General features: G+C 46.8%; 21 protein-coding genes. 8 read left to right on the forward strand and 13 right to left on the reverse strand.

The window, feature by feature from the left end:
• Nucleotides 1–186: 186 nt before the first annotated feature.
• On the forward strand, nt 187–1,053 hold the full coding sequence (yghU, locus tag LVQ77_RS13955) for a glutathione-dependent disulfide-bond oxidoreductase (protein ID WP_232904704.1): 867 nt from the start codon (nt 187–189) through the stop codon (nt 1,051–1,053).
• A gap of 148 nt (nt 1,054–1,201) precedes the next feature.
• Complete coding sequence (locus LVQ77_RS13960) at nt 1,202–1,594, forward strand: KPN_03583 family lipoprotein (protein WP_232865431.1); 393 nt, start codon at nt 1,202–1,204, stop codon at nt 1,592–1,594.
• Nucleotides 1,595–1,696: 102 nt separating this feature from the next.
• On the opposite strand, the gene LVQ77_RS13965 is transcribed toward LVQ77_RS13960, so the two are convergent.
• Nucleotides 1,697–2,098, reverse strand: a complete 402-nt coding sequence (locus tag LVQ77_RS13965) for a Spy/CpxP family protein refolding chaperone (protein ID WP_232904705.1) — start codon at nt 2,096–2,098, stop codon at nt 1,697–1,699.
• Nucleotides 2,099–2,422: 324 nt separating this feature from the next.
• Here LVQ77_RS13965 and LVQ77_RS13970 point away from each other — a divergent pair, with 324 nt between their 5' ends.
• Complete coding sequence (locus LVQ77_RS13970) at nt 2,423–2,806, forward strand: hypothetical protein (RefSeq protein WP_232904706.1); 384 nt, start codon at nt 2,423–2,425, stop codon at nt 2,804–2,806.
• 341 nt (nt 2,807–3,147) lie between these two features.
• Here the strand turns inward: LVQ77_RS13970 and LVQ77_RS13975 are convergent, their stop codons facing one another.
• Both LVQ77_RS13975 and LVQ77_RS13980 read right to left on the reverse strand, forming a co-directional pair.
• Nucleotides 3,148–3,690, reverse strand: coding sequence for a YfaZ family outer membrane protein (locus LVQ77_RS13975; RefSeq protein WP_232865428.1), 543 nt, complete (start codon nt 3,688–3,690; stop codon nt 3,148–3,150).
• A 178-nt stretch (nt 3,691–3,868) separates the two neighbouring features.
• A complete protein-coding gene (locus tag LVQ77_RS13980; protein ID WP_232865427.1) occupies nt 3,869–4,498 on the reverse strand; it encodes a helix-turn-helix domain-containing protein in 630 nt (209 codons plus the stop codon).
• A gap of 324 nt (nt 4,499–4,822) precedes the next feature.
• On the opposite strand from LVQ77_RS13980, the gene LVQ77_RS13985 reads away from it, so the two are divergent.
• The 4 genes from LVQ77_RS13985 to LVQ77_RS14000 all read left to right on the forward strand — a co-directional run bounded on the left by LVQ77_RS13985 (nt 4,823) and on the right by LVQ77_RS14000 (nt 8,289).
• The gene (locus LVQ77_RS13985) at nt 4,823–5,152 is read left to right on the forward strand and encodes a DUF3302 domain-containing protein (RefSeq protein WP_232865426.1); all 330 of its coding nucleotides are present in this window, start codon (nt 4,823–4,825) and stop codon (nt 5,150–5,152) included.
• Nucleotides 5,153–5,168: 16 nt separating this feature from the next.
• The gene (locus LVQ77_RS13990) at nt 5,169–6,308 is read left to right on the forward strand and encodes an HlyD family secretion protein (protein WP_232865425.1); all 1,140 of its coding nucleotides are present in this window, start codon (nt 5,169–5,171) and stop codon (nt 6,306–6,308) included.
• A gap of 25 nt (nt 6,309–6,333) precedes the next feature.
• Nucleotides 6,334–7,245, forward strand: a complete 912-nt coding sequence (locus LVQ77_RS13995) for a DMT family transporter (protein WP_232865424.1) — start codon at nt 6,334–6,336, stop codon at nt 7,243–7,245.
• Nucleotides 7,246–7,323: 78 nt separating this feature from the next.
• The gene (locus LVQ77_RS14000) at nt 7,324–8,289 is read left to right on the forward strand and encodes a GGDEF domain-containing protein (protein ID WP_232904707.1); all 966 of its coding nucleotides are present in this window, start codon (nt 7,324–7,326) and stop codon (nt 8,287–8,289) included.
• On the opposite strand, the gene yghX is transcribed toward LVQ77_RS14000, so the two are convergent.
• From yghX to LVQ77_RS14030, 6 genes are all read right to left on the reverse strand, one after another.
• Entirely contained in the window at nt 8,286–9,173 is an 888-nt protein-coding gene (gene yghX, locus LVQ77_RS14005) for a YghX family hydrolase (RefSeq protein ID WP_232904708.1), read from the reverse strand. The genes LVQ77_RS14000 and yghX overlap by 4 nt on opposite strands.
• A 65-nt stretch (nt 9,174–9,238) precedes the next feature.
• A complete protein-coding gene (locus tag LVQ77_RS14010) occupies nt 9,239–10,126 on the reverse strand; it encodes a DMT family transporter (RefSeq protein WP_051880769.1) in 888 nt (295 codons plus the stop codon).
• Between the two features lie 162 nt (nt 10,127–10,288).
• The gene (gene gadC / locus LVQ77_RS14015; RefSeq protein WP_232904709.1) at nt 10,289–11,809 is read right to left on the reverse strand and encodes a glutamate/gamma-aminobutyrate antiporter; all 1,521 of its coding nucleotides are present in this window, start codon (nt 11,807–11,809) and stop codon (nt 10,289–10,291) included.
• Nucleotides 11,810–11,873: 64 nt separating this feature from the next.
• On the reverse strand, nt 11,874–13,265 hold the full coding sequence (gene gad, locus LVQ77_RS14020; protein WP_370639854.1) for a glutamate decarboxylase: 1,392 nt from the start codon (nt 13,263–13,265) through the stop codon (nt 11,874–11,876).
• 45 nt (nt 13,266–13,310) lie between these two features.
• On the reverse strand, nt 13,311–13,613 hold the full coding sequence (gene hdeB, locus LVQ77_RS14025; protein ID WP_064515517.1) for an acid-activated periplasmic chaperone HdeB: 303 nt from the start codon (nt 13,611–13,613) through the stop codon (nt 13,311–13,313).
• 15 nt (nt 13,614–13,628) lie between these two features.
• On the reverse strand, nt 13,629–14,231 hold the full coding sequence (locus tag LVQ77_RS14030; RefSeq protein WP_232904710.1) for an HdeD family acid-resistance protein: 603 nt from the start codon (nt 14,229–14,231) through the stop codon (nt 13,629–13,631).
• A 231-nt stretch (nt 14,232–14,462) separates the two neighbouring features.
• On the opposite strand from LVQ77_RS14030, the gene LVQ77_RS14035 reads away from it, so the two are divergent.
• The gene (locus tag LVQ77_RS14035) at nt 14,463–15,095 is read left to right on the forward strand and encodes a YfdX family protein (RefSeq protein WP_370645042.1); all 633 of its coding nucleotides are present in this window, start codon (nt 14,463–14,465) and stop codon (nt 15,093–15,095) included.
• Between the two features lie 64 nt (nt 15,096–15,159).
• On the opposite strand, the gene LVQ77_RS14040 is transcribed toward LVQ77_RS14035, so the two are convergent.
• The 4 genes from LVQ77_RS14040 to LVQ77_RS14055 form a co-directional block, all read right to left on the reverse strand.
• Entirely contained in the window at nt 15,160–18,402 is a 3,243-nt protein-coding gene (locus LVQ77_RS14040) for an ATP-binding protein (protein ID WP_232904712.1), read from the reverse strand.
• A gap of 4 nt (nt 18,403–18,406) precedes the next feature.
• Nucleotides 18,407–19,021: an acid-sensing system DNA-binding response regulator EvgA gene (gene evgA, locus LVQ77_RS14045; protein WP_232865416.1), complete on the reverse strand. Its 615-nt coding sequence runs from the start codon at nt 19,019–19,021 to the stop codon at nt 18,407–18,409.
• 535 nt (nt 19,022–19,556) lie between these two features.
• Nucleotides 19,557–20,882: a PTS sugar transporter subunit IIC gene (locus tag LVQ77_RS14050; protein WP_064515507.1), complete on the reverse strand. Its 1,326-nt coding sequence runs from the start codon at nt 20,880–20,882 to the stop codon at nt 19,557–19,559.
• Complete coding sequence (locus LVQ77_RS14055) at nt 20,882–22,273, reverse strand: glycoside hydrolase family 1 protein (RefSeq protein ID WP_232904713.1); 1,392 nt, start codon at nt 22,271–22,273, stop codon at nt 20,882–20,884. The genes LVQ77_RS14050 and LVQ77_RS14055 overlap by 1 nt, the downstream gene beginning before the upstream one ends.
• Nucleotides 22,274–22,276 lie beyond the last annotated feature (3 nt).

The raw sequence follows: 22,276 nt of genomic DNA on the forward strand, positions 1-22,276 counted from the left end.
CCTGGTCTGTCGGGATAAGTCGGTTAATGTTGTATCATTTGGTTCATATTGCAAATTTATAGTTAATTTATTGTTACCCCAGATCACACCTCAGAAAGTTAAAAAAAATAGCGGGCGATTACCGAACAAAACAAAGTGGGGTTACACTTTTCAATCTCTCACTGGCAATCAAAAGGCAGACACAACATGTCAGATAATAACTATCAGCCGCCAAAAGTTTGGACTTGGCAAAAAGGCGAAGGCGGCACCTTTGCTAACATCAACCGTCCGATAGCGGGCCCAACTCACGAACGCACGCTACCAATCGGCAAGCATCCATTGCAGCTTTATTCACTTGGCACACCGAACGGGCAGAAGGTGACTATTCTGCTTGAGGAGCTGCTGGCTCTGGGTGTAAGCGAAGCTGAATACGATGCGCATCTGATTCGTATCGGTGAAGGGGATCAATTCTCCAGCGGCTTTGTAGACGTGAACCCGAATTCAAAAATCCCGGCACTCATGGACCATTCGGTAACACCACCGATTCGCGTGTTTGAATCCGGCGCAATCTTGCTCTACCTGGCGGAGAAATTCGGCCATTTCCTGCCTAAAGATCTCGCCGCACGCACTGAAACCTTGAACTGGCTGTTCTGGTTACAGGGTTCAGCGCCATATCTGGGCGGTGGCTTCGGTCATTTCTATAATTACGCACCAATGAAAATTGAGTACGCAATTAACCGCTTTGCTATGGAAACTAAGCGCCAGTTAGACGTGCTCGACAGGCAGCTGGCGACACATCGTTTTATTTCAGGTGATGATTATACGATTGCAGATATCGCCATTTGGCCGTGGTACGGCAGCCTGGCAAAAGGCGGGCTGTATAGCGCGGCTGAATTCCTCGACCTCGCTTCGTACAAAAACTTCGTACGCTGGGCCGATGAAGTAGCAAGCCGCCCGGCGGTTAAGCGTGGGCGCATTGTTAACCGCACCTTCGGTGAGCCGTCTGAGCAGTTGCATGAACGCCACGATGCGTCGGACTTTGAATTACGTACCGAAGATAAGCTGGCGAAGTAGACACAGTTGTACTCAACCACGCCCTGCAAGTTTTCAGTATGCAGGGCGTAAAAATTTAAAATTAAACAAACTATGGGTGGTTTAAGCCTAACCGTTGCAGGTAAGTTGCCGTCTGAATTATTCAGTGAGCAAACTGCAAGGAAATATCGTGTTAAAAAAATTCGTACTCGTATTCACTTTCGTTATTGCCGGATGTGCCAATCCAGGTGATGAGACGGTTGACGCCCTAAATACCCTCGAATTCCATCCCGGCACGATGTCTCCAGCTATTAATAGCAGTCCGGAAGAATTGCAAACTTTGCATACTTCTAATAAGGAGGTGATTACCCGTCTCACCACAGAAATAAAAGCGGCACGGGTCGATAACCTCAGAAGTGTAGATGTTTTTGATAATCGCTATGGTATTGATGATGTTTTCCAGGCGCTGACTCGGCTCGAACAATTTGATGAGCTGAATAACACTTATCTAAAAGATCAAAACAAAGATGGGTTAGTGCAGATTGGCAAAGCCTTAAAACCAATAAAAGAGAAAACATCCTGAGCCAACTAAAATTGGTGGATGTCGCTTACGCTAGTCCACCTACCAACGACTTACCGTAGCTCGGATAAGCGATGCTCCATCCGACTCTCGTTCACTCAATAATCAGTAAAGTTGCTTCTCAATCAGCATTTGCTGTAACTGCTTTTTTTGTTCCGTGGATAATACCTGGCTGACATTAAACAGGTACTTTGCTCGCTGGTAGCGCACCTTACTCTGAATATCACCGATGGCATTAAGTTGTTTCTTCGCTGCGCTATCATCCCAGACGCCAGAATGGAACATATCAACAATCGCATCTTGTGTTAAAGCATCGGTATTAATTTTGGCGATCTCTTTTTGCGTATCTTCACGCAATGCTTTTACCTTCTGCGTTTGCTCTGGTGAGAAATTTAATTGCTTCGCCAATGAATCCTGCGGCAGCGTTTCTGTAGCAGAAGATGCAACAGCCATTCCTGAAAAAGCCAGTGCCGTAATCAATGTGGCAATTTTAAATACTTTCTTCATCCTATACCCTTAAACATAGTGTGTATTAATAGCATCTGAACGCCCACATTATTAACGCAGTAACAACATCATTAGAAATCATTAGTTATTTATTTTTAAACAAACCAATTAATTGTATTTAAAAGTTTATTATTATAATAAAGATTATACGTCACATGGAGTATCTAATGCTTATCACACAAATTATAACTTTGTTCTTATTCGTATTTTTGCAATGGATTATTGTCAAACGTACCGGACTGAAACCCTGGGTTTCACTTTTATTACTACTTCCGCTAATCAATTTGTTCGTATATTTCTATATCGCAACTGCACGCTGGCCAAATGAAAAAAACCAAAAATGTCCAGATTGAATCAAGTGAAAAACTACATCGCAAAGAAAAACAGAACCGTCAAGGTTGGCTGGCAGGGTTATTTTCATTACTGTACACTATATTTGCGGTGATATTTAATGAATACAGTAATTATGTTGAATTGAAATACCTACAAACTCCTGTTGAGTTTTTAGTTATTGCACTACTCACCTATCTTATTTTTATCAAGAGCAATATTGGCGCAGTGCTTATGGTTATTTATTTCGCCACACACAAGATAATACTATTACTTTCTGGGCTTTATTTCTCAGTAAGTAACATCATTATCGATGTTGTTTTGTTTTACTGCTATCTTACTGCGGCCCGCGAAATTAATTTCCCATACAAAACCTAATAAAAAGCCACACTATGTTGCCATAGTGTGGCTGCTGAGCACTAACTATTTGATTATTACTTACATAGCCTACATCCTTATTGGCTATAAACAGCATAGAACCATTTTCCTCAGTACTCAATTATCTTTTTATTTAAAAATAAATGCTGCATTATGGATAAAAAAATACCCGCCGGACAGGCGGGCACATTGTATTGTGCGCAATAAAGCACACAAACAACATTAAAAAATATCTAATCACTCGGGATTGATAATATCAATGAGACTTGATGCATCAACAAAATAATTTTAATGCGCGATTTGTTATCGGGCAATTGTCTTCGCATATAAAAATAAATTGATCAGAAGTTGAAATTAACCGCAGCGTAGCCCCCATCGGCTAAGATGTTATCGCTATGACCATCTTTTCCCTGCATACCCACATAGCGATATCCACCTTCAACTGACAGCGTTGGGTTAACTTTCCAGCGAATGCCTGCGTTCGCTTCCCCATACTGGTCAACCCCACTGGAGAGTGAATCAGGCGAATAATATGCATCACCAAACAGACTAAAATGATCACCAAGTGGAAGTTGCGCGCCACCGCCAACGGCTACGGCATAACCTTCATCACCATCACTCGGATTGAGGTACAGTGTTTTCCCACCCAATGTCACCAAAACAGACCCAAGCGGTATATTCCAGCCCATTCCCAGACTGGCAATATCACCATCATTATCGTTGTGCGCCCAATTACCATTGAAGGTAAAACCCGGTTCGTTTGCACCAAAACTCATTCCAAGATTAGTCCAGTCGGCACCAGCCTCACCGTGAAATGCCACCGCATTGGCATTCGTTACTGCAAAGGTGTTGAATACGATTAACGCAATAAGAGTCTTTTTCATCATAATCCTTGAAATCACTGCAGAGAGATAACTCTATGGTTTTGATATTTCAGGGACGGATGGTATTCAGACTCCCAGGGAGAGGGAATTTGATTTTTGTTTAATTTTAAATAAAAGAAGATTGGGCGAAAATTATTTCGCCAGTACTTTTAGTTATTAGCCAGAATGTAAACCTGCCTCAGAATTTCTCCGGCAAGTTGATCACCGCCAGTAAATACCCACCACGCTTAATATTGATGTACCCGCCGTTTTTTAGCGCAAACATTACATTCAAAATACTGCTGCGCGATAAGTGAGTTCTTTCCTGAATGTAATCAAGAATGGAAGTTCTCAACCGCGAATCTTCAGGCAGGCGGTTCATTTCAATAAGATGGCCTCGAATGATGGAATAGGTGCGTTGCTGCACCACCACAGAATCGCGATAGAAAAGATGGGTAGTATAATAAGCGAGTATCACCGCAATATCTTTCCACATCCCTTCCTGAGTAATGATTTCATGAGCAAGGCTGGCATCAAGACGCAGCATGGTGCATTCAGTTTCTACACGCAAAATATGGCTGCGTAATGGCTGGATGCTTTCTGCAATACCAAACAGATTCTGGCCAGAGACCGTAGCGATAACCAGGCCATCAGCCGCCCGCAAGACAGAGATCTCGCCTTGCTTGAAGATATAAAATTGCGGGATCTCTTTATATTCCCAGTTTATCCGTTTACGGGGAATCACCTCCATCGGTGTTCCGTGGGGTTCGAGGATGGCAATCAGACGCTGGATAGCGGATTCCGGGCGGGTTGGAGGAGAGATAGTCATTATTTTTCCTGAAATTGCTCACTGTATGCACAGGTTCCTTGAAGTATATACCACGCCAACGATCTGGCTGGGTGCGCTACATTGCGGTGTTTGGCTTATAGATACAACCGTGTTTATTAAAACTAAAACAATATTCAGCAACATTCTTACAACTATTTCCATGATGCAAAGAATTGTAATTTCCAGGTTTTCCTCTTGCACACTATTATGGCTTTGTGCAATTGAATATTTATCCTCTATTTATTTTTAAACAAAATAAAAGTGGAGCGATACTCACCTTATCTTTAGTGTCTCCAGACATTTTCTCACGGGGGGCACCCATCTATGTTTCTCGATTACTTTGCCTTAGGCGCACTTATTTTCGTGGCACTGACGCTCTTTTATGGCGTTATTGTTGTACACGACATCCCCTATGAAATAGCAGTACATCGTAATCATCCCCATCAAGATGCTATTCATGCAGCAGGATGGGTAAGCCTATTTACTTTGCATGTTTTATGGCCGTTCCTGTGGATCTGGGCGATGTTATATCGTGAAGACAGAGGCTGGGGGTTTGCCGTCAAAAATAATGAAATGGAAATGCTACGTGAAAGGTTACTCCGGCTGGAGTCCTTGCATGAGAAAAACCAAAGCAAGTCATCAGTAACCGACTAATTGAGCAGGATTCATTGTGGATTTATTACTCATTCTTACATATACCGCCATTTGCTTCGGTATATTTAAATTCTTTAAAATTCCGTTAAATAAATGGAGTGTGCCTACCGCTGTGTTGGGTGGCATTATTCTTATTGGCTCGTTGTTATTATTAATGAATTATAACCATCCATACACCGAACGAGCCCAGATGGTTACCGTTACGTTACCCATCATCCCCGAAGTGCAAGGCGTCGTGGTAGAAGTGACCGCCAATGCCAATCAAAAGATGAAAAAAGGGGATTTCCTATTTCGGGTTGACCCCACTGCCTATGAAGCCAAAGTCGAAGCAATAAAAGGTGAGATAGAAAGCGCTCAGCAAAATGTAGAGATGCTCAAAGCACGCCTTGCTTCCGAAAACGCCGATATCGCACAGGCAAAAGCAGAGCGCGATTTAGCCTTGAAAGATGCCGACCGTTACCGCAACGGCAGCCGGGACAAACTGAAAAGCCCGTTTACCGACCAAGAAGTGGTTCGCGCACAGCAGACGTATCTGGCCGCGCAAGCACAGTGGCGCTCTTCCCTCTCAAAGAGAGATCAAACAGCGGCACAGCTTGATGCCATGATAAACGGTGAAAACGCCACGGTTTACCGGCTGAAAGCAAACCTCAAAGAAGCAGAGTACTTCCTTGCAAAAACCGTGATTCGCGCGCCGAGCGATGGCTACGCGACACAGCTTTTGCTGAAACCCGGTATGTTCGTGCGTCCGTTGCCGCTGCGCCCGGTGATGGTGTTCGTTCCGGATCAAAAAACCAGTGTTTATGCCGTATTCCGCCAAAACTCCGCCCTACGCTTAGTCGCAGGCGACCAGGCCGAAGTGGTATTTAATGGCCTGCCCGGCAGTGTCGTGCAAGGCACTGTAAAGCAAATCCTCCCCGCGATCGCTAACAGCAGCTATCAGGCGCAAGGCCATCTACAAGGCTTGAGCCTTGACCCGAAACTCGACGGTATTTATGCAGAAATTGAGCTAAAAAATGTTGCCGATGTTCAAAGGCTACCCGCTGGAACCATGGGCCAGGTCGCAGTGTATTCCGGTTATTTCGAGCACGTTTCCATTATTCGCAAAATCCTGCTGCGCATGACCAGTTGGATGCACTATCTCTATATTGATCATTAATTTAAGGTAAGAAAGGGAGCCACCCATGCAGAAAACAAAAATGTTTATTCTCTTCGCCATCGTTATTCTGACGTGGGGAACAACCTGGCTTGCCATGAAGTTTGCATTGGTCAGCATGCCGCCGATATTTGCCACCGGGCTGCGCTTTTTAAGTGCAGCACCCCTGCTGCTATGGCTGCTGCATATTACGCGCTCATCATTGTTATTTCCGCCTGGGCACCGGTTTTTCCAGTTCTGTGTGTTCCTATTTTGTTTCTGCCTGCCCTTCACGCTGGTGATTTACGGCGAACAGTACGTTAACGCCAGCACTGCCGCGATAATCTTCGCCGGAATGCCCGTCGCCGTGCTTCTGATTTCTATTGTGGTACTCAATGCCCCTACCAGCCTGTTGCAGCTAATTGGCGCAATGCTGGCTATGCTTTCCCTGTTTTGTCTTTTGCAGGAAGAGTCCAGAAACAGTCTCAGTAATAACTGGAAAGGCGCATTTGCTGTCGTAGCGGCCGTCACCATGCATGCTTTTATGTATGTGCAATGCAAGAAGCGCAGTTGCCAGGTTTCGCTTTTCACATTTAACGCCCTGCCTTGCCTGGCTGCTGGTTTACTGCTCACATTGACTGGCGCGGTAGTGGAAAGGCCGGAAATTGAAAACATCACCTGGTTGTCTTTTTCTTCGATTCTTTACCTGGGCGTCGTGGCTAGCGTATTCGGGATCTTGTGTTATTTCTCGCTGCAAAAACGCATTTCGACTTTTAACACCTCTTTGGTATTTATCTGCTTTCCCGTTATCGCGGTCATCCTGGAATGTGTGGTGATGGGCAGCGTATTTTCTCAAACATCGTGGATTCTGCTCGCGGGAATGTTATGCGGCGTGTTGCTGTCCGTCATTCCAGTAGAGAGAGAAAAAATGGCTACAACAGCAAAACGTTTGTGTAATTAGCACGATTTTTTCATCGCCATATTTACAAGTAATTAATAGCTGTTAAGAATGTATATTATTTGCTCATAACTGTGGTCAATGTCAGAAGAGATACTCAGGCAGCAGATTCAGAACCTTAAAAAACACAATGCCCGACTCAAAAGAATTGCACACGACTCTCGCAATAAGCTCAGTGCAGCACTGGACGGGACAGGCTTATGTTTATGGCAGCTCGATGTGCCAAGCGGAAAGTTGGTTATTTTCAACCGTCGTTGGGGTTCCATGCTGGGCTTTCAGCCCAAAGAACTTAGCGCTCATTTTGATGTGTGGCGTGAGCACCTGCATCCTGAAGATAAAGAGATGGTGCTGTCCGCGTTTTATAACCACCTCGAAGGTAAAGCGCCATTTTATGAAGCACTGCATCGCATGCAGGCGAAAAATGGCACCATCACATGGGTGCTGGATCGGGGCCGAGTGACCCAATGGAGTGATGATGGGAAACCGCTGAAAGTGACCGGCACCCACATTGATATGACCAAAGAAAAGCAGTACGAGCAGCAACTGGCAAAACTCGCCAATCACGACCCCCTCACAGGCCTTGCCAACCGCCACGCGCTACAGGCGCAGTTTGATCTGTTAAAAAAACTTGGCCCACTTTCGATAGCATTTATCGATCTCGATGACTTCAAAAACGTTAACGATACGCTGGGCCACCGCAGCGGTGATGAAGTGCTGTTGCAACTCAGTCAGCGCCTGCACGAATCCTGCCCGCCAGAGGTCACCATTGGCCGCATTGGGGGAGATGAATTTATCCTGTTATTGCCCTGGTCGCTGGAGCATTCCGAGGTAAACCACATCGCCAGGTGCTGCCTGGATGCCGCCATCACCCCGTTCGAATTAGGTAATGGCGCCGCTAAAGTAGGAGCATCTATTGGGGTGAATGAATCCTGGGCGGATGACACTTTTAATAATGCAGTCATTCGTGCCGATGAGTCGATGTACTTAATTAAACGCACCGGCAAAAATGGCATCGCCTTGGGTGCCAGGATTATTATTCAGTCTTAAACCAAGTATTTGCGGAACCAATCAATGGTTCTCGTCCATGCAAGATCTGCCGCGGCTTTGTCGTAACGCGGTGTCGAATCGTTGTGGAACCCGTGATTCACGCCGGGGTAGATGTAACCTTGGTAGACTTTATTATTGGCTTTCAGAGCCGCTTCATAAGCGGACCATCCCTCATTTATGCGCGAATCGAGCTCGCCATAATGCAGCAATAAAGGTGCTTTGATACGCGGTACATCCTCAATTTTTGGCTGGCGACCATAGAACGGTACGGCGGCTGCTAATTCCGGGTAAGCGACCGCTGCGGCATTGGCCACTCCTCCTCCGTAACAAAAACCGGTGATACCCACTTTTCCCGTGACCGCATCGTGATGCATCAAAAACTCTATCGCGGCAAAGAAATCATTCATCAGTTTGGTCGGGTCGACCTGGGATTGTAGCTCGCGGCCTTTTTCATCATTGCCAGGATAGCCGCCAACCGAACTTAATCCATCAGGAGCTAATGCAATAAAACCCGCTTTGGCAACGCGCCGCGCCACATCTTCGATGTAGGGATTAAGCCCACGGTTTTCATGCACCACGACCACCCCCGGTACTTTGCCCACGGCTTTTGACGGGCGCACCATGTAGGCCCGCACTTTGCCGTGGCCCTGCGGACTTGGGTATTCGATATATTCAGCGACAATATCTGGGTCGGTAAACTCCACTTGCGTCGCAAAGGCATAATTTGGGGTCAGCAATGTACCGAGTGCCACAGCCGAAAGGCCACCAACAACAAATTTCCCCGCCAGATCGAGAAACTCGCGTTTGCTGATTTTGCCATGTACATAAAAATCGAAGTATTCGAGTAATTCAGGAGGGAAATCTTTTGCGGTAAGTCTGGTCATTTGCAGGCCCTTTATCGGTAAAAGATAGATAAATAATGGCCTGCATTTAATGATTTTGCCTGGTTCTAATTTAAACGGGATTTCACCACGTTAACCCGCCAAATCCCGAAGCACACCAGCACAAGCGCCAGCGCATAACGCCACTCAAGAATGCTCTCTTGCAGGAAGATTGCCGACAATACCGCACCGGATACCGGGATCAGGAAGTTAAATGGTGCAATCATTCCCACACGGTTATGTTTGAGCAGCAGGCTCCACAGTGCAAACGCCACGGATGATAACAACGCCAGGTAACCCAGAATGGCCACCGACTCCCAACCATGAAACGCAAGCGTACCGCCGCAGGCATAGCCGCCAGCCGTGAGCACAAGGCCACCAATAGCCAGTTGCCAGCCGGTCATAATCGTCGCATCCATAGTTTGCGAAATACGCTTACCGTACAACGACGCGGCAGAAAGAATAAACGCCGCCAGCACCACGAAACCATCGCCCATCAGGCTGAAGCTAAAGTCCATCAACTGGCTGTTGAAGTTCACCACCATCACACCGGCAAAACCGAGCACGCAACCCACGACTTTGTTGATGCTGAGTTTGTCGTTTTGGTAGATAAAATGCGCCAGTAACACGCTAAAGAAAGTACCGGTGGCATTCATAATTGAGCCTTTAACACCGGTGGTGTACGCAAGGCCAATATAGAAGAAAATGTATTGAATTGCGGTTTGCGTGACGCCCAATACGGCCAACTGGGAATACTGCTGGCGCGACAAACGAGCAATCGGCTTACCCTGTAAAAACGCAAATGCCAGCAACAACAAACCAGCAATTACAAAGCGGTATCCGGCAAAGACAATTTTGCCAGGCAGGTCGTCCGTCGCTATCTGAAATATTTCATAGCCGTTTTTAATTGCCGGGTAAGCACTACCCCATAACAGGCAACAAAAAGCGGCCCCCATCCATGCGATTTTCTTATTAGTAAACCGTGAAACGTTATTACTCACGCCTCTTCCCTTAACCAAAATTAAACTGTCGTTTCAGAATCGACCATTATCCTTCAATAAAGAAAAATAGCGATAGCGCCATCCACACTTTGCGCGGTGGATGGCACGACGTTTAATTTAAGGCTTAGGAAGATGCGAAGGACGCGCTTTCGGATGCACGGCAAAGTGCCCTTCTGGCGCATTATCGACTTTCACATGAACCAGATCCGGAGCGTGACTTTTAATGGTTTTATCGCGGAACAGATAGACGTTAAACGGCAGAATAAACACCAGTACAAAGCAGACAATCAGCAGACCGCCATACACATCGTGGGCGTGGGCACCGGGAAGCGAACTTGGCGGAATAAATGACACAATAAACGCCAGCACCGACACCACCAACCCTGAACAGGCGATAGCCAGTTTCACTGGTTTCCCACCCGGAACCTGGAAGGCACGTTTTCTGTCACGCTGCTTACGCACCAGTTGGATATACCCCAGGAACAACATCAGATAACTGCACAGATAGATAACTACGGTGAGTGACAGAGCCACGAGGAATGACATATTGCTACCGCCGCCAGTATTGGTCAGGACAATCAGCGCAATGGAAGTGATGATCAACTGAGAGATCACCAGCGCTACAGGTACGCCGTTTTTATTAACTTTGGCAAAACGCGCAGGCAGCAGACCTTGTCGTGCTGTCACTAACATGCCGCGAGAAGGGCCGACAATCCACGAAGCAATCTCTGCTAACACACCCAACATCAGCAATGCCGCAATGACACGCACCGCCCATTCAAAACCTGGGCCGTAATAACCAATCAACGTACTAAATGCCTGCATCACCCCAGCGGAGAGGTTGATTTCATCATGCGGAATAACCGCCGCGACCGACAGACCGCCAATCGAGCTAAGTACAATAGCGGCAATCACCAACAGAATCATCGCCAGTGGGTAATCACGCGCCGGGTTGGTCATCTCATTGACGTGAGTCGCTGAAGCTTCAACGCCCATATAACTGAGCACAAACGCCACAAACACCACTAATGTGCCAATTTGTGAAAAATCAGGGAAGAAAGTCGCAGCCGACATTTCAATTGCCAGCGGCTGGCCGTTATAAAGCCAGGCCACAGCCAGCCCCACCAACACGATTGCCGGGAATAAAATCCCAAAGAAGAAACCCGCTTTAGCAATGCGCGCTGTGTAGCGTGTACCTTTAAATTGTGTAAGCGCCAGGCCCCATAAAATAATCAGGGCGGCGATGGTTTTTACTAGCGGATCGGTATTTAACGCAGGCCAGTTAAGGATGTATGAGAGCGCGCCAAGCACAAAATAGAGCATCGGAATAAAACCGATGGCGATTTGCAAATAACTAAAGCAAATCGCCGCAAACCCCCAGCGTTCACCAAGTGTATTGGAAACCCAGGCAAATAAACCGCCCTCCTCCCAGCCTTCAACGGTTGCCATTTCAGCAGCGCACAAACCAACGGGAATAAACCAGAAAACCCCGCCCATCAGCAGGAAGAAAATCAGGCTAAAACCGGAAGTGGCAAACGTTGGATATTCATAAACCGCCATCACCATTGAGGCAGTAATCGCGAAAAAGCCAAGCAAAGTCAGTGACCTTGCTGGGGAATTTGTCGTTGTGGTGGACATAAGTCTCTCCGCATCCGCAAGCTGATGCCTGCGGATGTTTTTGGTTGATAGATAAGAAAGTGTCTTATGCGTGGTTGAAGCCACCCGCTTCTTCGGCAGTCAGCGAATGCGTAACCGGATTTTTCTCCAACGCCTGAAGAGTGCGTTTCAGATCGGCAATCAGTAATTCAGCCAGGTCGGTACTCATTCCGTGACGAACCAGGATGCGTTGCACCACTAAGTCTTCACGATGTGTTGGCATGGAATAAGCCGGCACCTGCCAGCCACGGCTACGTAAGCGGTCAGCAAGGTCATACAGAGTGTATCCATCATTCTGATGGTCGGCTTTCAGCGCCCAGGTCAGCGCCGGGATACCGTTCAGGTGGTTGCCGTCAAAAATAATCTCGAATGGACCAATCGCGGCAATTTCTCGAGCCAGATACTGCGCAGTCTCGTAACAGGCCATGTGAATTTTGCGATAGCCTTCGCGGCCCAGGCGCAAGAAGTTGTAATACTGCGCGACAATTTGCCCACCAGGACGCGAGAAGTTCAGCGCAAAGGTCGGCATATTGCCGCCGAGGTAGTTAACGTTAAAGATAAGCTCCTCTGGCAGGTCCTGCTTTTCACGCCATACCACCCAACCGGCACCAAGTGGTGCAAGACCAAATTTGTGGCCAGATGCGTTAATGGATTTCACACGCGGTAGACGGAAGTCCCAATCGATTTCCGGTGCGCAGAACGGAGCAAGGAAACCACCGCTTGCGGCATCCACGTGTATTGGAATATCCAGCCCGGTTTTCTCGAACAGGTCATCGAGCGCATCGTGAATTTCTTTCACTGGTTCGTACTGGCAGGTGAAGGTAATACCCAATGTCGGCACCACACCGATGGTGTTCTCATCGACATATTTCAGTGCTTCTTCAGCCGTCATCATCAGGCGATTACCTTCAAGTGGCACTTCGCGCAGCTCAACATCAAAGTAGCGGGCGAATTTGTGCCAGCAGATTTGTACCGGGCCACACACCATGTTTGGTTTATCAGTAGATTTCCCGGCCAGTTCACGGCGTTTGCGCCAGCGCCATTTCAGCGCCAGGCCGCCAAGCATCGCGGCTTCAGAAGAACCGATGGTTGAGCAACCGAGCGTATCGGTGGCTGCTGGAGAATGCCAAAGGTCGGCGAGCATATTCACGCAGCGCTGTTCCAGTTCAGCGGTTTGCGGGTACTCGTCCTTATCAATCATGTTCTTATCGATGGAGAGATCCATTAACTGGCGAATCTCATCATCCACCCAGGTCTGGCAGAAGGTCGCCAGATTCTGGCGTGAATTGCCATCAAGCATCAGTTCGTCATGAATGGCATGAAAAACATTACGTGGATTGCTTTCTTGAACCGGGAATTCGTTTTTTGGCAGTGAAGTGGATAATTCTACAGATGCATAAACATCGTCATTTTCATTTTCAGCGGGTTGAATGAGCATAGTCATAATTAATCCTTTTTCGTATCAGATAAATTTATTATTCAGTTACTTTAGGGCTGGAGTTATTTCACCCAGTTTGGCATGCGGTGTTTTTTGACATTGCTTGAATATTTTCGGCACCGCTACGGTTTCGACCTCATGCCAGTGAACATAATCGCCACCTTTAAAATCGGTATTTCTATTGACTACCCAAAAGGCGATTGGCGTCATGGATTTCGGATTCATATCCATAAACTCCTGACAAGTCATATTTTGTGGCGTCGTTTCTTGCTCCGCAAAAGCAGAATTAATAGAAGTAGAAAGAGCCGCAGCAGCAATAATTATCGAGATACTTACTTTAATATTCATAAATTATTCCAGTAGTTATTTTGAATCTTTTGACGCCAGTCGTTTAGGTTGTGCCAGCGCCAATTTCTTACGCAAAGAGATAAAACTCCCGGCGCTGAAGATCATCTCCAGGCCAATAAAAGCAGTGGTGAATAGATAAGACTGCTCAGGGTTCATGCCCAGCCATATGGCGGCAATCAGCAGGTCAAAAATACCGATAAAAATGTTCCAGACAGCCCCGGAACGCCCGCGCATGGTGAAGCCAGAAACGATGCGTGAAACGCCACCGATAATGAACAGACAACAAAATATTATCGATAGAGAATTCATCCCAACCATGGGATTGGCGACGAAGCTGTAACCCAACAACAACCAGGCTAGAGCGAAAATCGCACTGACAAATTTTGATTTCCAGTGCTGTTGGCGAAAGACAACCAGGCAGTAAAGAGTATAAAAGCCGCAAATCATAAACATCATGCCAATGATATAACTGAGATACAGTCCTGACATAAATGGATAGATAAGACAGCAAGCGCCACATATAAGCAGCAGCACCGCCATGACCAGAGCATGTTTTTTATAATAAAGACGAGAAGCTTCGCTCAGCGCCTTCATTCTATATTGGTTAAAGATGAACATATTATCTCCGCCGTAATTTCAATGGTTGAAATGGTAGTCCCCACCTGGCTGCGGAGTAAATAAGAGTGAAGAGTCATTGTTATACGCTGAGTCTGACATCTGTCTGCGTCTTCTGACATATGTCAGACTCAGCTTGCATTATTCATTCGGCGCTCTGATTTTCATTGTGACACTTATTTTTTATTCTGGTGGCGTTTGGTGATGAACACCTATTTTATTAAGGAGAAGATAATGAAAAAATTAATTCTGGCAGGTCTGTTGGCAACCATGATGAGTTCTACACCTGTATTAGCAGCAGCGACTGCAACCCCAACACAGACCGCTGCGGCAACCGCACAAATCCAAAAAGAAGCGGCTGATGTAATGCAAGTTGCGGTTCAGGGTGCCAATGCAATGCGTGATATTCAGTTTGCACGCCTGGCGCTATTCCACGGTGAACCCGCCAGCGCGAAGAAATTGACCGACGACGCAGCAACTTTGCTCAAAGATGACAGCGCTGACTGGAAGAAATTTGTCAAAACCGATGCCAAAGCGAAAATGATCGACGATCAATACGTGATCATTAACGCAACCGTAGCGCTGTCTGAAGACTATATTGCGACTCCAGCAAAAGAGACCGCCATCAAATCTGCTAATGAAAAACTGGCAAAAGGTGACCAGAAAGGTGCGATGGATACCTTACGTCTGGCTGGTATTGGCGTGATGGAAAATCAGTATCTGATGCCACTTAACCAGACCCGTAAAGCGGTTGCTCAGGCCAAAAAACTGCTGGCAGACGGTAAATACTACGAGGCGAATTTGGTACTGAAAGGTGCTGAAGACGGTATCGTGGTTGATAGCGAAATGTTCGCTGCCAGCAACTAATCTGCGTTTGTATTGAGAGTGCACGCGGGGAATGGTCGGGCGATAACTGCCCGACCATTCAATCTCAGTGGCTCATCAAGCTCTCTATCTCCACCTCGATTTCCCTCATAACTGTCGCAATTTCCTCTAACGCCTCCCGTCGCTCCTCAAGGGGTAGCGAATCATGGCGACGTGACTCAAAGGGTTCACAAAGTTTCTGCAAAGCAGTGATTTCCAGTATTTGCGCTGAGCCATGCAGACGATGTAGCGCATGCAAAAACATCTGCGGTTCATCTTCTTCTATTGAACGCACAGCAGCCTGCAAATCATTTGCCGAAGCTTCGCGGAAGGTATCCAGAATTTCATTCATCAACTTCCGATCCCCCCCAGTATTCGCGGTCAAAATACTGAGTTTCAAATGCCGGGTAACGCAAGGCATTGAACGGCCAATATCAAGTTTGCTGAGCTCATGGGTCAGCGTTTGAATCGATACCGGCTTAAACAGGCACTGATTCATCCCACTTTCCAGGCACTGTTCGCGTGACTGAGGCAAGGCACTTGCAGTAAGCCCCCAGATTTGCAGCCGCTGATTTTGACGACGTAACGACGCAGCCAGTTCAAGGCCATCTTTTTTTGGCATATTCACGTCAGTTATCAACAAGTCGTACTGCTTGCTGAGGATTTTGGCTTCTGCCTCCTCACCATCACAAGCTTCATCAACATTGAAACCAATGGTATTTAACTGCCGTTTGAGTAGCAGGCGATTAGTTGGGTTATCGTCTGCAATCAGAATCGACAAGCGCGGCAATGGCGACAGTGCCGCAGGTGTATCGCGCGTTGGCGTTAGCGATTGTTGAGCAGTTTCAACCGCAAGCGTGATCGTAAAAGTGGTACCCAGCGACTGGCGGCTGTTCATTTCAAGCGTACCTCCCATCAGCGTGACCAATTCTTTACAGATAACCAATCCCAAACCGGAACCCGTCTGTTCGCGTCCCTGACGTGCCTGAACGTAGCGGTGAAATAACGTTTCCTGCTCTTCCGGGCTAATCCCGCAACCGGTATCACTTACCGTAATCACTAACGTGCCGTGTTTATCCATTTCGGGGATCAGGCGAGCAGACACCTGAATATGCCCTTGTTCAGTAAACTTCAGCGCATTACCGACCAAATTGGTGAGGATTTGCCGCAAAGCCTGCGGATCGACCAGCACCCGATCATCGGCTGCCAAATGGCTAACGCAGCGCAGCGTAATACCCTTTTGCCGTGCCAGCGCATCAAACGAGTGACATTGCAGGTCGATAAGCTGAGTTAAATCAGTCCACTGTGGGGCAATTTGATATTTACCTGACTCAATTTTATCGACATCAAGGATCTTACCAATCAACCCCAGCAGCGATTGTGCCGTCGCCCCGGCAAGCGCTATCGCCTCTTTGCGTTGGCTGGAGCTGAGATCCGAACTCGACAGCAATTCTAAGAAACCCACAATAGAACTGACGGGCGTGCGTAACTCATGGCTCATACTCGCAAGGAAACGACTTTTCGCTTTAGTGGCCTGAATCGCTTTATCTTTTTCAGCCTCCAGTTCGTGAGATAGTGCCTCTTTAAGATGCAGCTGCTCTTCGAGTTGGCGCTGTGATTGCTTTCTTTTACGCACTTCACGCGAAAGCGATAGCCCCCATCCCAGGCTGATGGCGATAAGCATCAGCGCGAAGAGAACCAACTGATAGAACTGTTTGCTGTAAAGGCTCCAGGTATCAATCTGCACGCTGGAAATCTTCGACCACTTCTCCGTCATTTGCAGAATTTCGCGCGGAGGAATGGCTTGCAGCGCTTTGCCTAAAATAGACTTCAGTTCAGGCTCATCGCGCGCCATCGCAAAACTAAGAGCCGCGCTGGGCATACCTGGCAGCCGGGTATAGTGCATATTTTGCGGATAATAATGGTCAATCATGTAACGAGCGGAAAGCTCGGTGGTTATCGCCGCATCAACCTCCCCCTCCTCGACCATTTTCATCGCCACTTTGACATTATCCGTTTCAATCCACGTCGCCTGTGGGAAACGAAGCTTGAGGTCGTGCGTCAAAATATGCCCCGCTGCCACGGCGATATGCCGGGGTTTTGCCAGCATTACGTTGGCATTTTCTCGGTGTGCGGTAACCAGTACGAAAGAGACATTCATCAACGGATCGCTAAACGAGATAAATTTCTGTGGCTGATTACTGAGGGTGGCGGCTGGGATCATATCCCACTGACCCGGCACCATTTTTTCAGCCATTTCTCTATTGGAATTAACGATAACTGGCTGAAACTCAAGGCCGGTTTGCAGTTGGACGATATTGAGCAAATCCGCCATGATGCCGCGCAGCTCGCCGTCATGATCGATAAGCGTAAACGGCGGGTAGTTTGGATTCACCAACACGCGGATTTTAGGGTGCTTTTTAAGCCAACTCTTTTCCTCGCTGCTGAACGGTATCGGGGTATTCAGGTAAGAAAGGTTGCCGCGATTTAGCCAGTTCTGCATGACCCGCATATGGGTTTCATTGCTAATTGCGCTAATAAAACTTTCCAGGACGTTTCGCAACAGCGGCTGATTCTGGCGGGTGACAAAATAGTTATATTGCTCCTGCTTGTTAAAGTAGTGCGTGATAACCAGCGATTGTGAGAAATATTTCGAGATGCAATTACCGGTGGTGACATTATTACCAATAAAATATTGGTTAAGACCTGACATCACGGACGACAGCGCCTGATAGTCGCTATCGTAAAAGGTGATTTTTGCGTTAGGAAAAGCCACCTTAATCACATCGAGAAATGAACAATCACGCACGCAAGCAAGGGTGACTTTTTTATTTGTTGCCAGCGGCAGTAAGGTGTTTTTGAGGGAGGTGACCAGTGTTGGCCAGGTCTTGATCAACGCTGAGGTTCGCAGCAAGTCGCTCCCCACTTCCTCGCGCTGAGATAACTGAGTGAGCAGAGTATCCACTTCGTTCCGGGAGAGCGCTGCCAGGGCTTCTTTTTCGCTATCGTACTGTTTGATAGCGACTTTAACATTCAGGTTTTTTTGTAATAGCGCGAGATAATCAGCATTAACACCCTGATAATGTTCGCCACCACTTTCATAATCTATCGGGGAAACTTCCGGCAGCCAGGTGCCGACTGTCAGATTATTATTCCGTGCCAGCCAGCGCGACTCATCGGCACTTAAACGAATATCCAGTGCCGATGGTTGATAATTACTTTTCAGCTCAATTAACTGAGAAGCACCGTAGGCTGAAAAAATGTTCAAGAAAAACATTGCTGCCAGATAAACATATAATAGAAACCGCATATTATTACCCTATTTTATTTCTTTGCGCATAATCATAAAGTTCCATTAATGAGGAACAATCTAACTTTTCCATTAAGCGACTTTTATAGGTGCTGACGGTTTTATTACTGATATTCATTTTGCTGGCAATGGTCGTGTAATCAATACCATTGAGAATATAACGTAATACTTTCATTTCCTGGGTAGATAACGTATCCAGCTTGTCCTGTTCTGTCCTCGCGGCACCGCTGAAGCGCTCGAGTGAGAATGGGAAATAGCTGTAGCCATTTTTTGCAGCCTCGATAGCCGCGAGGATATTATTCATGCCCTCTTTTTTGCTAACAAAGCCGTTAGCACCGCATTCAGCACTGCGTTTACCGTAGAACAATTCATTCTTAGCAGAGATGATAATAATGATGCCCACGTAGTGCCGTTTACGTAGCTGTTCCAGCACTTCAATGCCGCTGATGCAGGGAATATCAACATCGATAATTAACAGTTCAGGCTTGAGTTTCTCGACGGTTTGTACCGCATACTCACCACTGTCGAGCTCAGTGGTGACCGTGATACCGTTGGTATCGAGCAAATTTCGAATGGCTATGCGCGCCAAAGGGTGATCGTCAACGATTATCGCGTTCATTGCGTTATAAAATCCTGGTGTAGAAAAGAATAGCGAGGCCGGTAATATTATTACGTTTAGAGGTGAATCTGAGTTAGATTAAATTATAACTTGCCCGACCAAGTGTTCTAAAATATTTACACCATGAGTAAAAAACCAACAGAAAATCAATTTTATTGATTTAATCTACCTTTTTAATAAATAGGTTAATCCTAATTCATACCCTAAAAAATTCGTTTTGCAGGAAGGCGGCAACGCAGTGAATCCTCAGGAATTTACTCAAGTAAGTGACTGGGGTGAGCGAGGAAAGCCAACGCACATGCAATTTGAAGTATGACGGGTATAGATGATGTCGATCATATTTTTGATTACATGCGTAGGAATAGGATTTCAATTATTCAGGCAAGGTCTTAAATAAAAGTGTTAATTATTTCAATATTATCCCCCCATCCTTTCCCATTGGGAGAGGATGGGGGCGGTACTTAAAGATTAGTTACGGCTGTCCATTACACCGTGAGCTCTTTAGCCCGCTTTCACAGAAAATGGGAAGGGTGTTTTAGGCATTCGCCAGCTGTTTCGCCTTCTCTTCTTCTTCGCGCTGTTGCTGCTCGGTTTCCAGCATCTTTTTCTCGTAAACCTTGAAGAATGGATAGTAGATAGCCAGTGAAATAAAGAAGCAGACGAACACCAGCCCACAGGCGACCAGATTCCAGTTTGAGGTGATCAATGCCCCTAACGGAGCAGGGATGGTGAATGGTGGTTTCACCATCATGCGCGGAATAATTCCGGTGATGGTAAACAGATACACCACTATGGTGTTTGCCATCGGCGCAAGAATAAAGGGAACAGCCAGAATCGGGTTCATCACTATTGGCGCGCCGAAAATCATCGGTTCGTTGATGTTAAACAGCCCCGGAATAAAGGAGAGTTTCCCCAACGATTTCAGATAAGCAGCTTTAGAACGAATAAACAGCACAACTAGCGCAAGCGTCGAGCCAGTGCCGCCCATCTGCGCATACCACTGGAAGAACTGCTCGGTGAAAATATTTGGCAGCTCGTAAGCACTGGTTCCCGCCTGGAACATCTCCATATTCTGCACAATCGCCTGATCCCAAAGTGGGCGAATCAGTGGCCCCATTACCGCATGGCCATGAATACCGAATACCCAGAACAGATCGATAAAGAACTGCGTAACAATGCCGCCAAACAGATTCGTACCGGTCATAAACCCTTTGAGCGGCATGATGATGTAACTGATGATGGCGTTAATATCGATATTCAAAAAGTGACGCGGGATCCAGAAGATCAACACTACCGCGAGTGTCGGAAATAGCGCTGAAAACGAACTAGCCACCACTGGCGGCACGCCCTCTGGCATTTTGATTTCAATATTTCTGACTTTAATAAAACGGTAAATCTCGATAGCAATCAATGATGAAATAATCGCGCCAAACAGCCCCTGAGAACTTAGCGACGTAATGGGAATATAACGCCCGGAGACCGCGTCTCCGGCAACGGTAATGCCTTCTTTGATATTGACGGGCACAATCATCAGCAAGGTCGCCAGCATCGCCAACAGCCCGCTGGTAATATCGTTGAGCTTGTAACTTTTACCGAGGAACGAACCGATAGTAAAAGCAGCATACAGCGACATTAATCCCACAGTAAAACGGAACGGCACATCGAGCATATCGCGATACGGCGCGATGAAATCCATATAACCTTTAATCGGGATGTTGAGCAAAATAACGAAGAATGACCCGACAATAGTCAGCGGTAAAATTGAGATAAGACCATTACGGATTGCCTGCATATGCCGCTGGTTGCCAATCGCATTTGCCACCGGCAGCATTTTTTCAGCCAGTCGTTCAAAGTAAGACATTATTTCGCCCCCTCGAATCCGTTGTTTTCAATCACAGCCTTGAACCACAGGCCTGATTTTTTAAGCGAACGCTGCTGAGTCTCTAAATCCAGACGATAAAAACCGTAGCGATTTTTATATGCGTTTTGCCATGACCAACAGTCGATAAACGTCCACATGTGATAACCCAGGCAATTGCTGCCATCAGCCATAGCCTGATGCAAATAACTCAGATGCTCTTTGAGAAATTCAATCCGGTAATCATCTTGTACCTGACCATTCACCATGAATTGTTCTTCGTCAGAAATACCTATCCCGTTTTCCGAGACAAACCATGGCAAATTGCCGTAACGGTCTTTAACCACCATCGCGATGTCATAAAGTGCCGCAGGATAAATCTCAATACCACGCGAGGTATTCATCCTGCGCCCCGGCATAATATATTCTTCAAAAAACCGTTCTGGCATAAAACCATGCGGTTCTTCAAGCAGGGTTTCACGCGCTTTAACACGGCGCGGGCGATAATAATTTATCCCCAGTAAATCGATACGCGTGTTGGCAATAAGCTCACAATCACCAGGCTGAATGACCGGCAATTGATCGTATTCTTTCAAAATGGCAATCAATTCATCCGGGTAGCGCCCAAGCAAAATCGGCTCGTTAATACTGCGGGTATAAAACAGATCGGCCATTTCTGCGGCGTGTAAGTCCTCCGGCGCATCGCTGCGTGGATAAACCGGAATAACATCCATAATGATGCCAATCTGCCCGGCAATATTGAGCTCGCGCCAGGTGGCAACCGCTTTGCAATGCGCCAAAACAATATGATGGAGTACTTGCGCAGCACGGCGGAAACTGGTCACGTAAGGATAATGGCGAGGATGCAAATAGCCCGCTTCAGCAGGAATTAATGGTTCGTTAAAGGTGAACCAGTAGCGCACCCGGTCGCCAAAAAGCTCGTAACAAATCCGTGCGTAGCGGGCAAACGCATCCACAACCTCACGGTTTTCAAAGCCGCCTTTTTCCTGAAGTGCCATTGGCATATCAAAGTGATAAAGGTTAATAAACGGCTCGATGCCCTGAGCATTGAGCTCATCAATCACTGCGTTATAAAAATCGACTGCCTGAGGATTAATTTCCCCGTCACCATCAGGGATAAGGCGTGACCAGGAAATTGAGGTACGAAAGGAATTCAGACCAATATCTTTGGCGCGTTGAATGTCTTCCCGATAGTTCTGGTAAAAAGTTGAGGTATCGTCAGCCGTTACGCCACCGAAGAAGCGTTCGTTAAAATTATGTGAGGCGTAATCCCAAATATTTTCGCCTTTGCCATCTCCGGCCTGATGCCCTTCGGATTGTGTTGCGCTGGTTGCTGTACCCCACCAGAAATTCTCAGGAAAACGATATTTCATGAC

The sequence above is a fragment of the Buttiauxella cochleicola genome (assembly GCF_021282435.1).
In the GTDB taxonomy this organism is placed as follows: Bacteria; Pseudomonadota; Gammaproteobacteria; order Enterobacterales; family Enterobacteriaceae; genus Buttiauxella; species Buttiauxella massiliensis.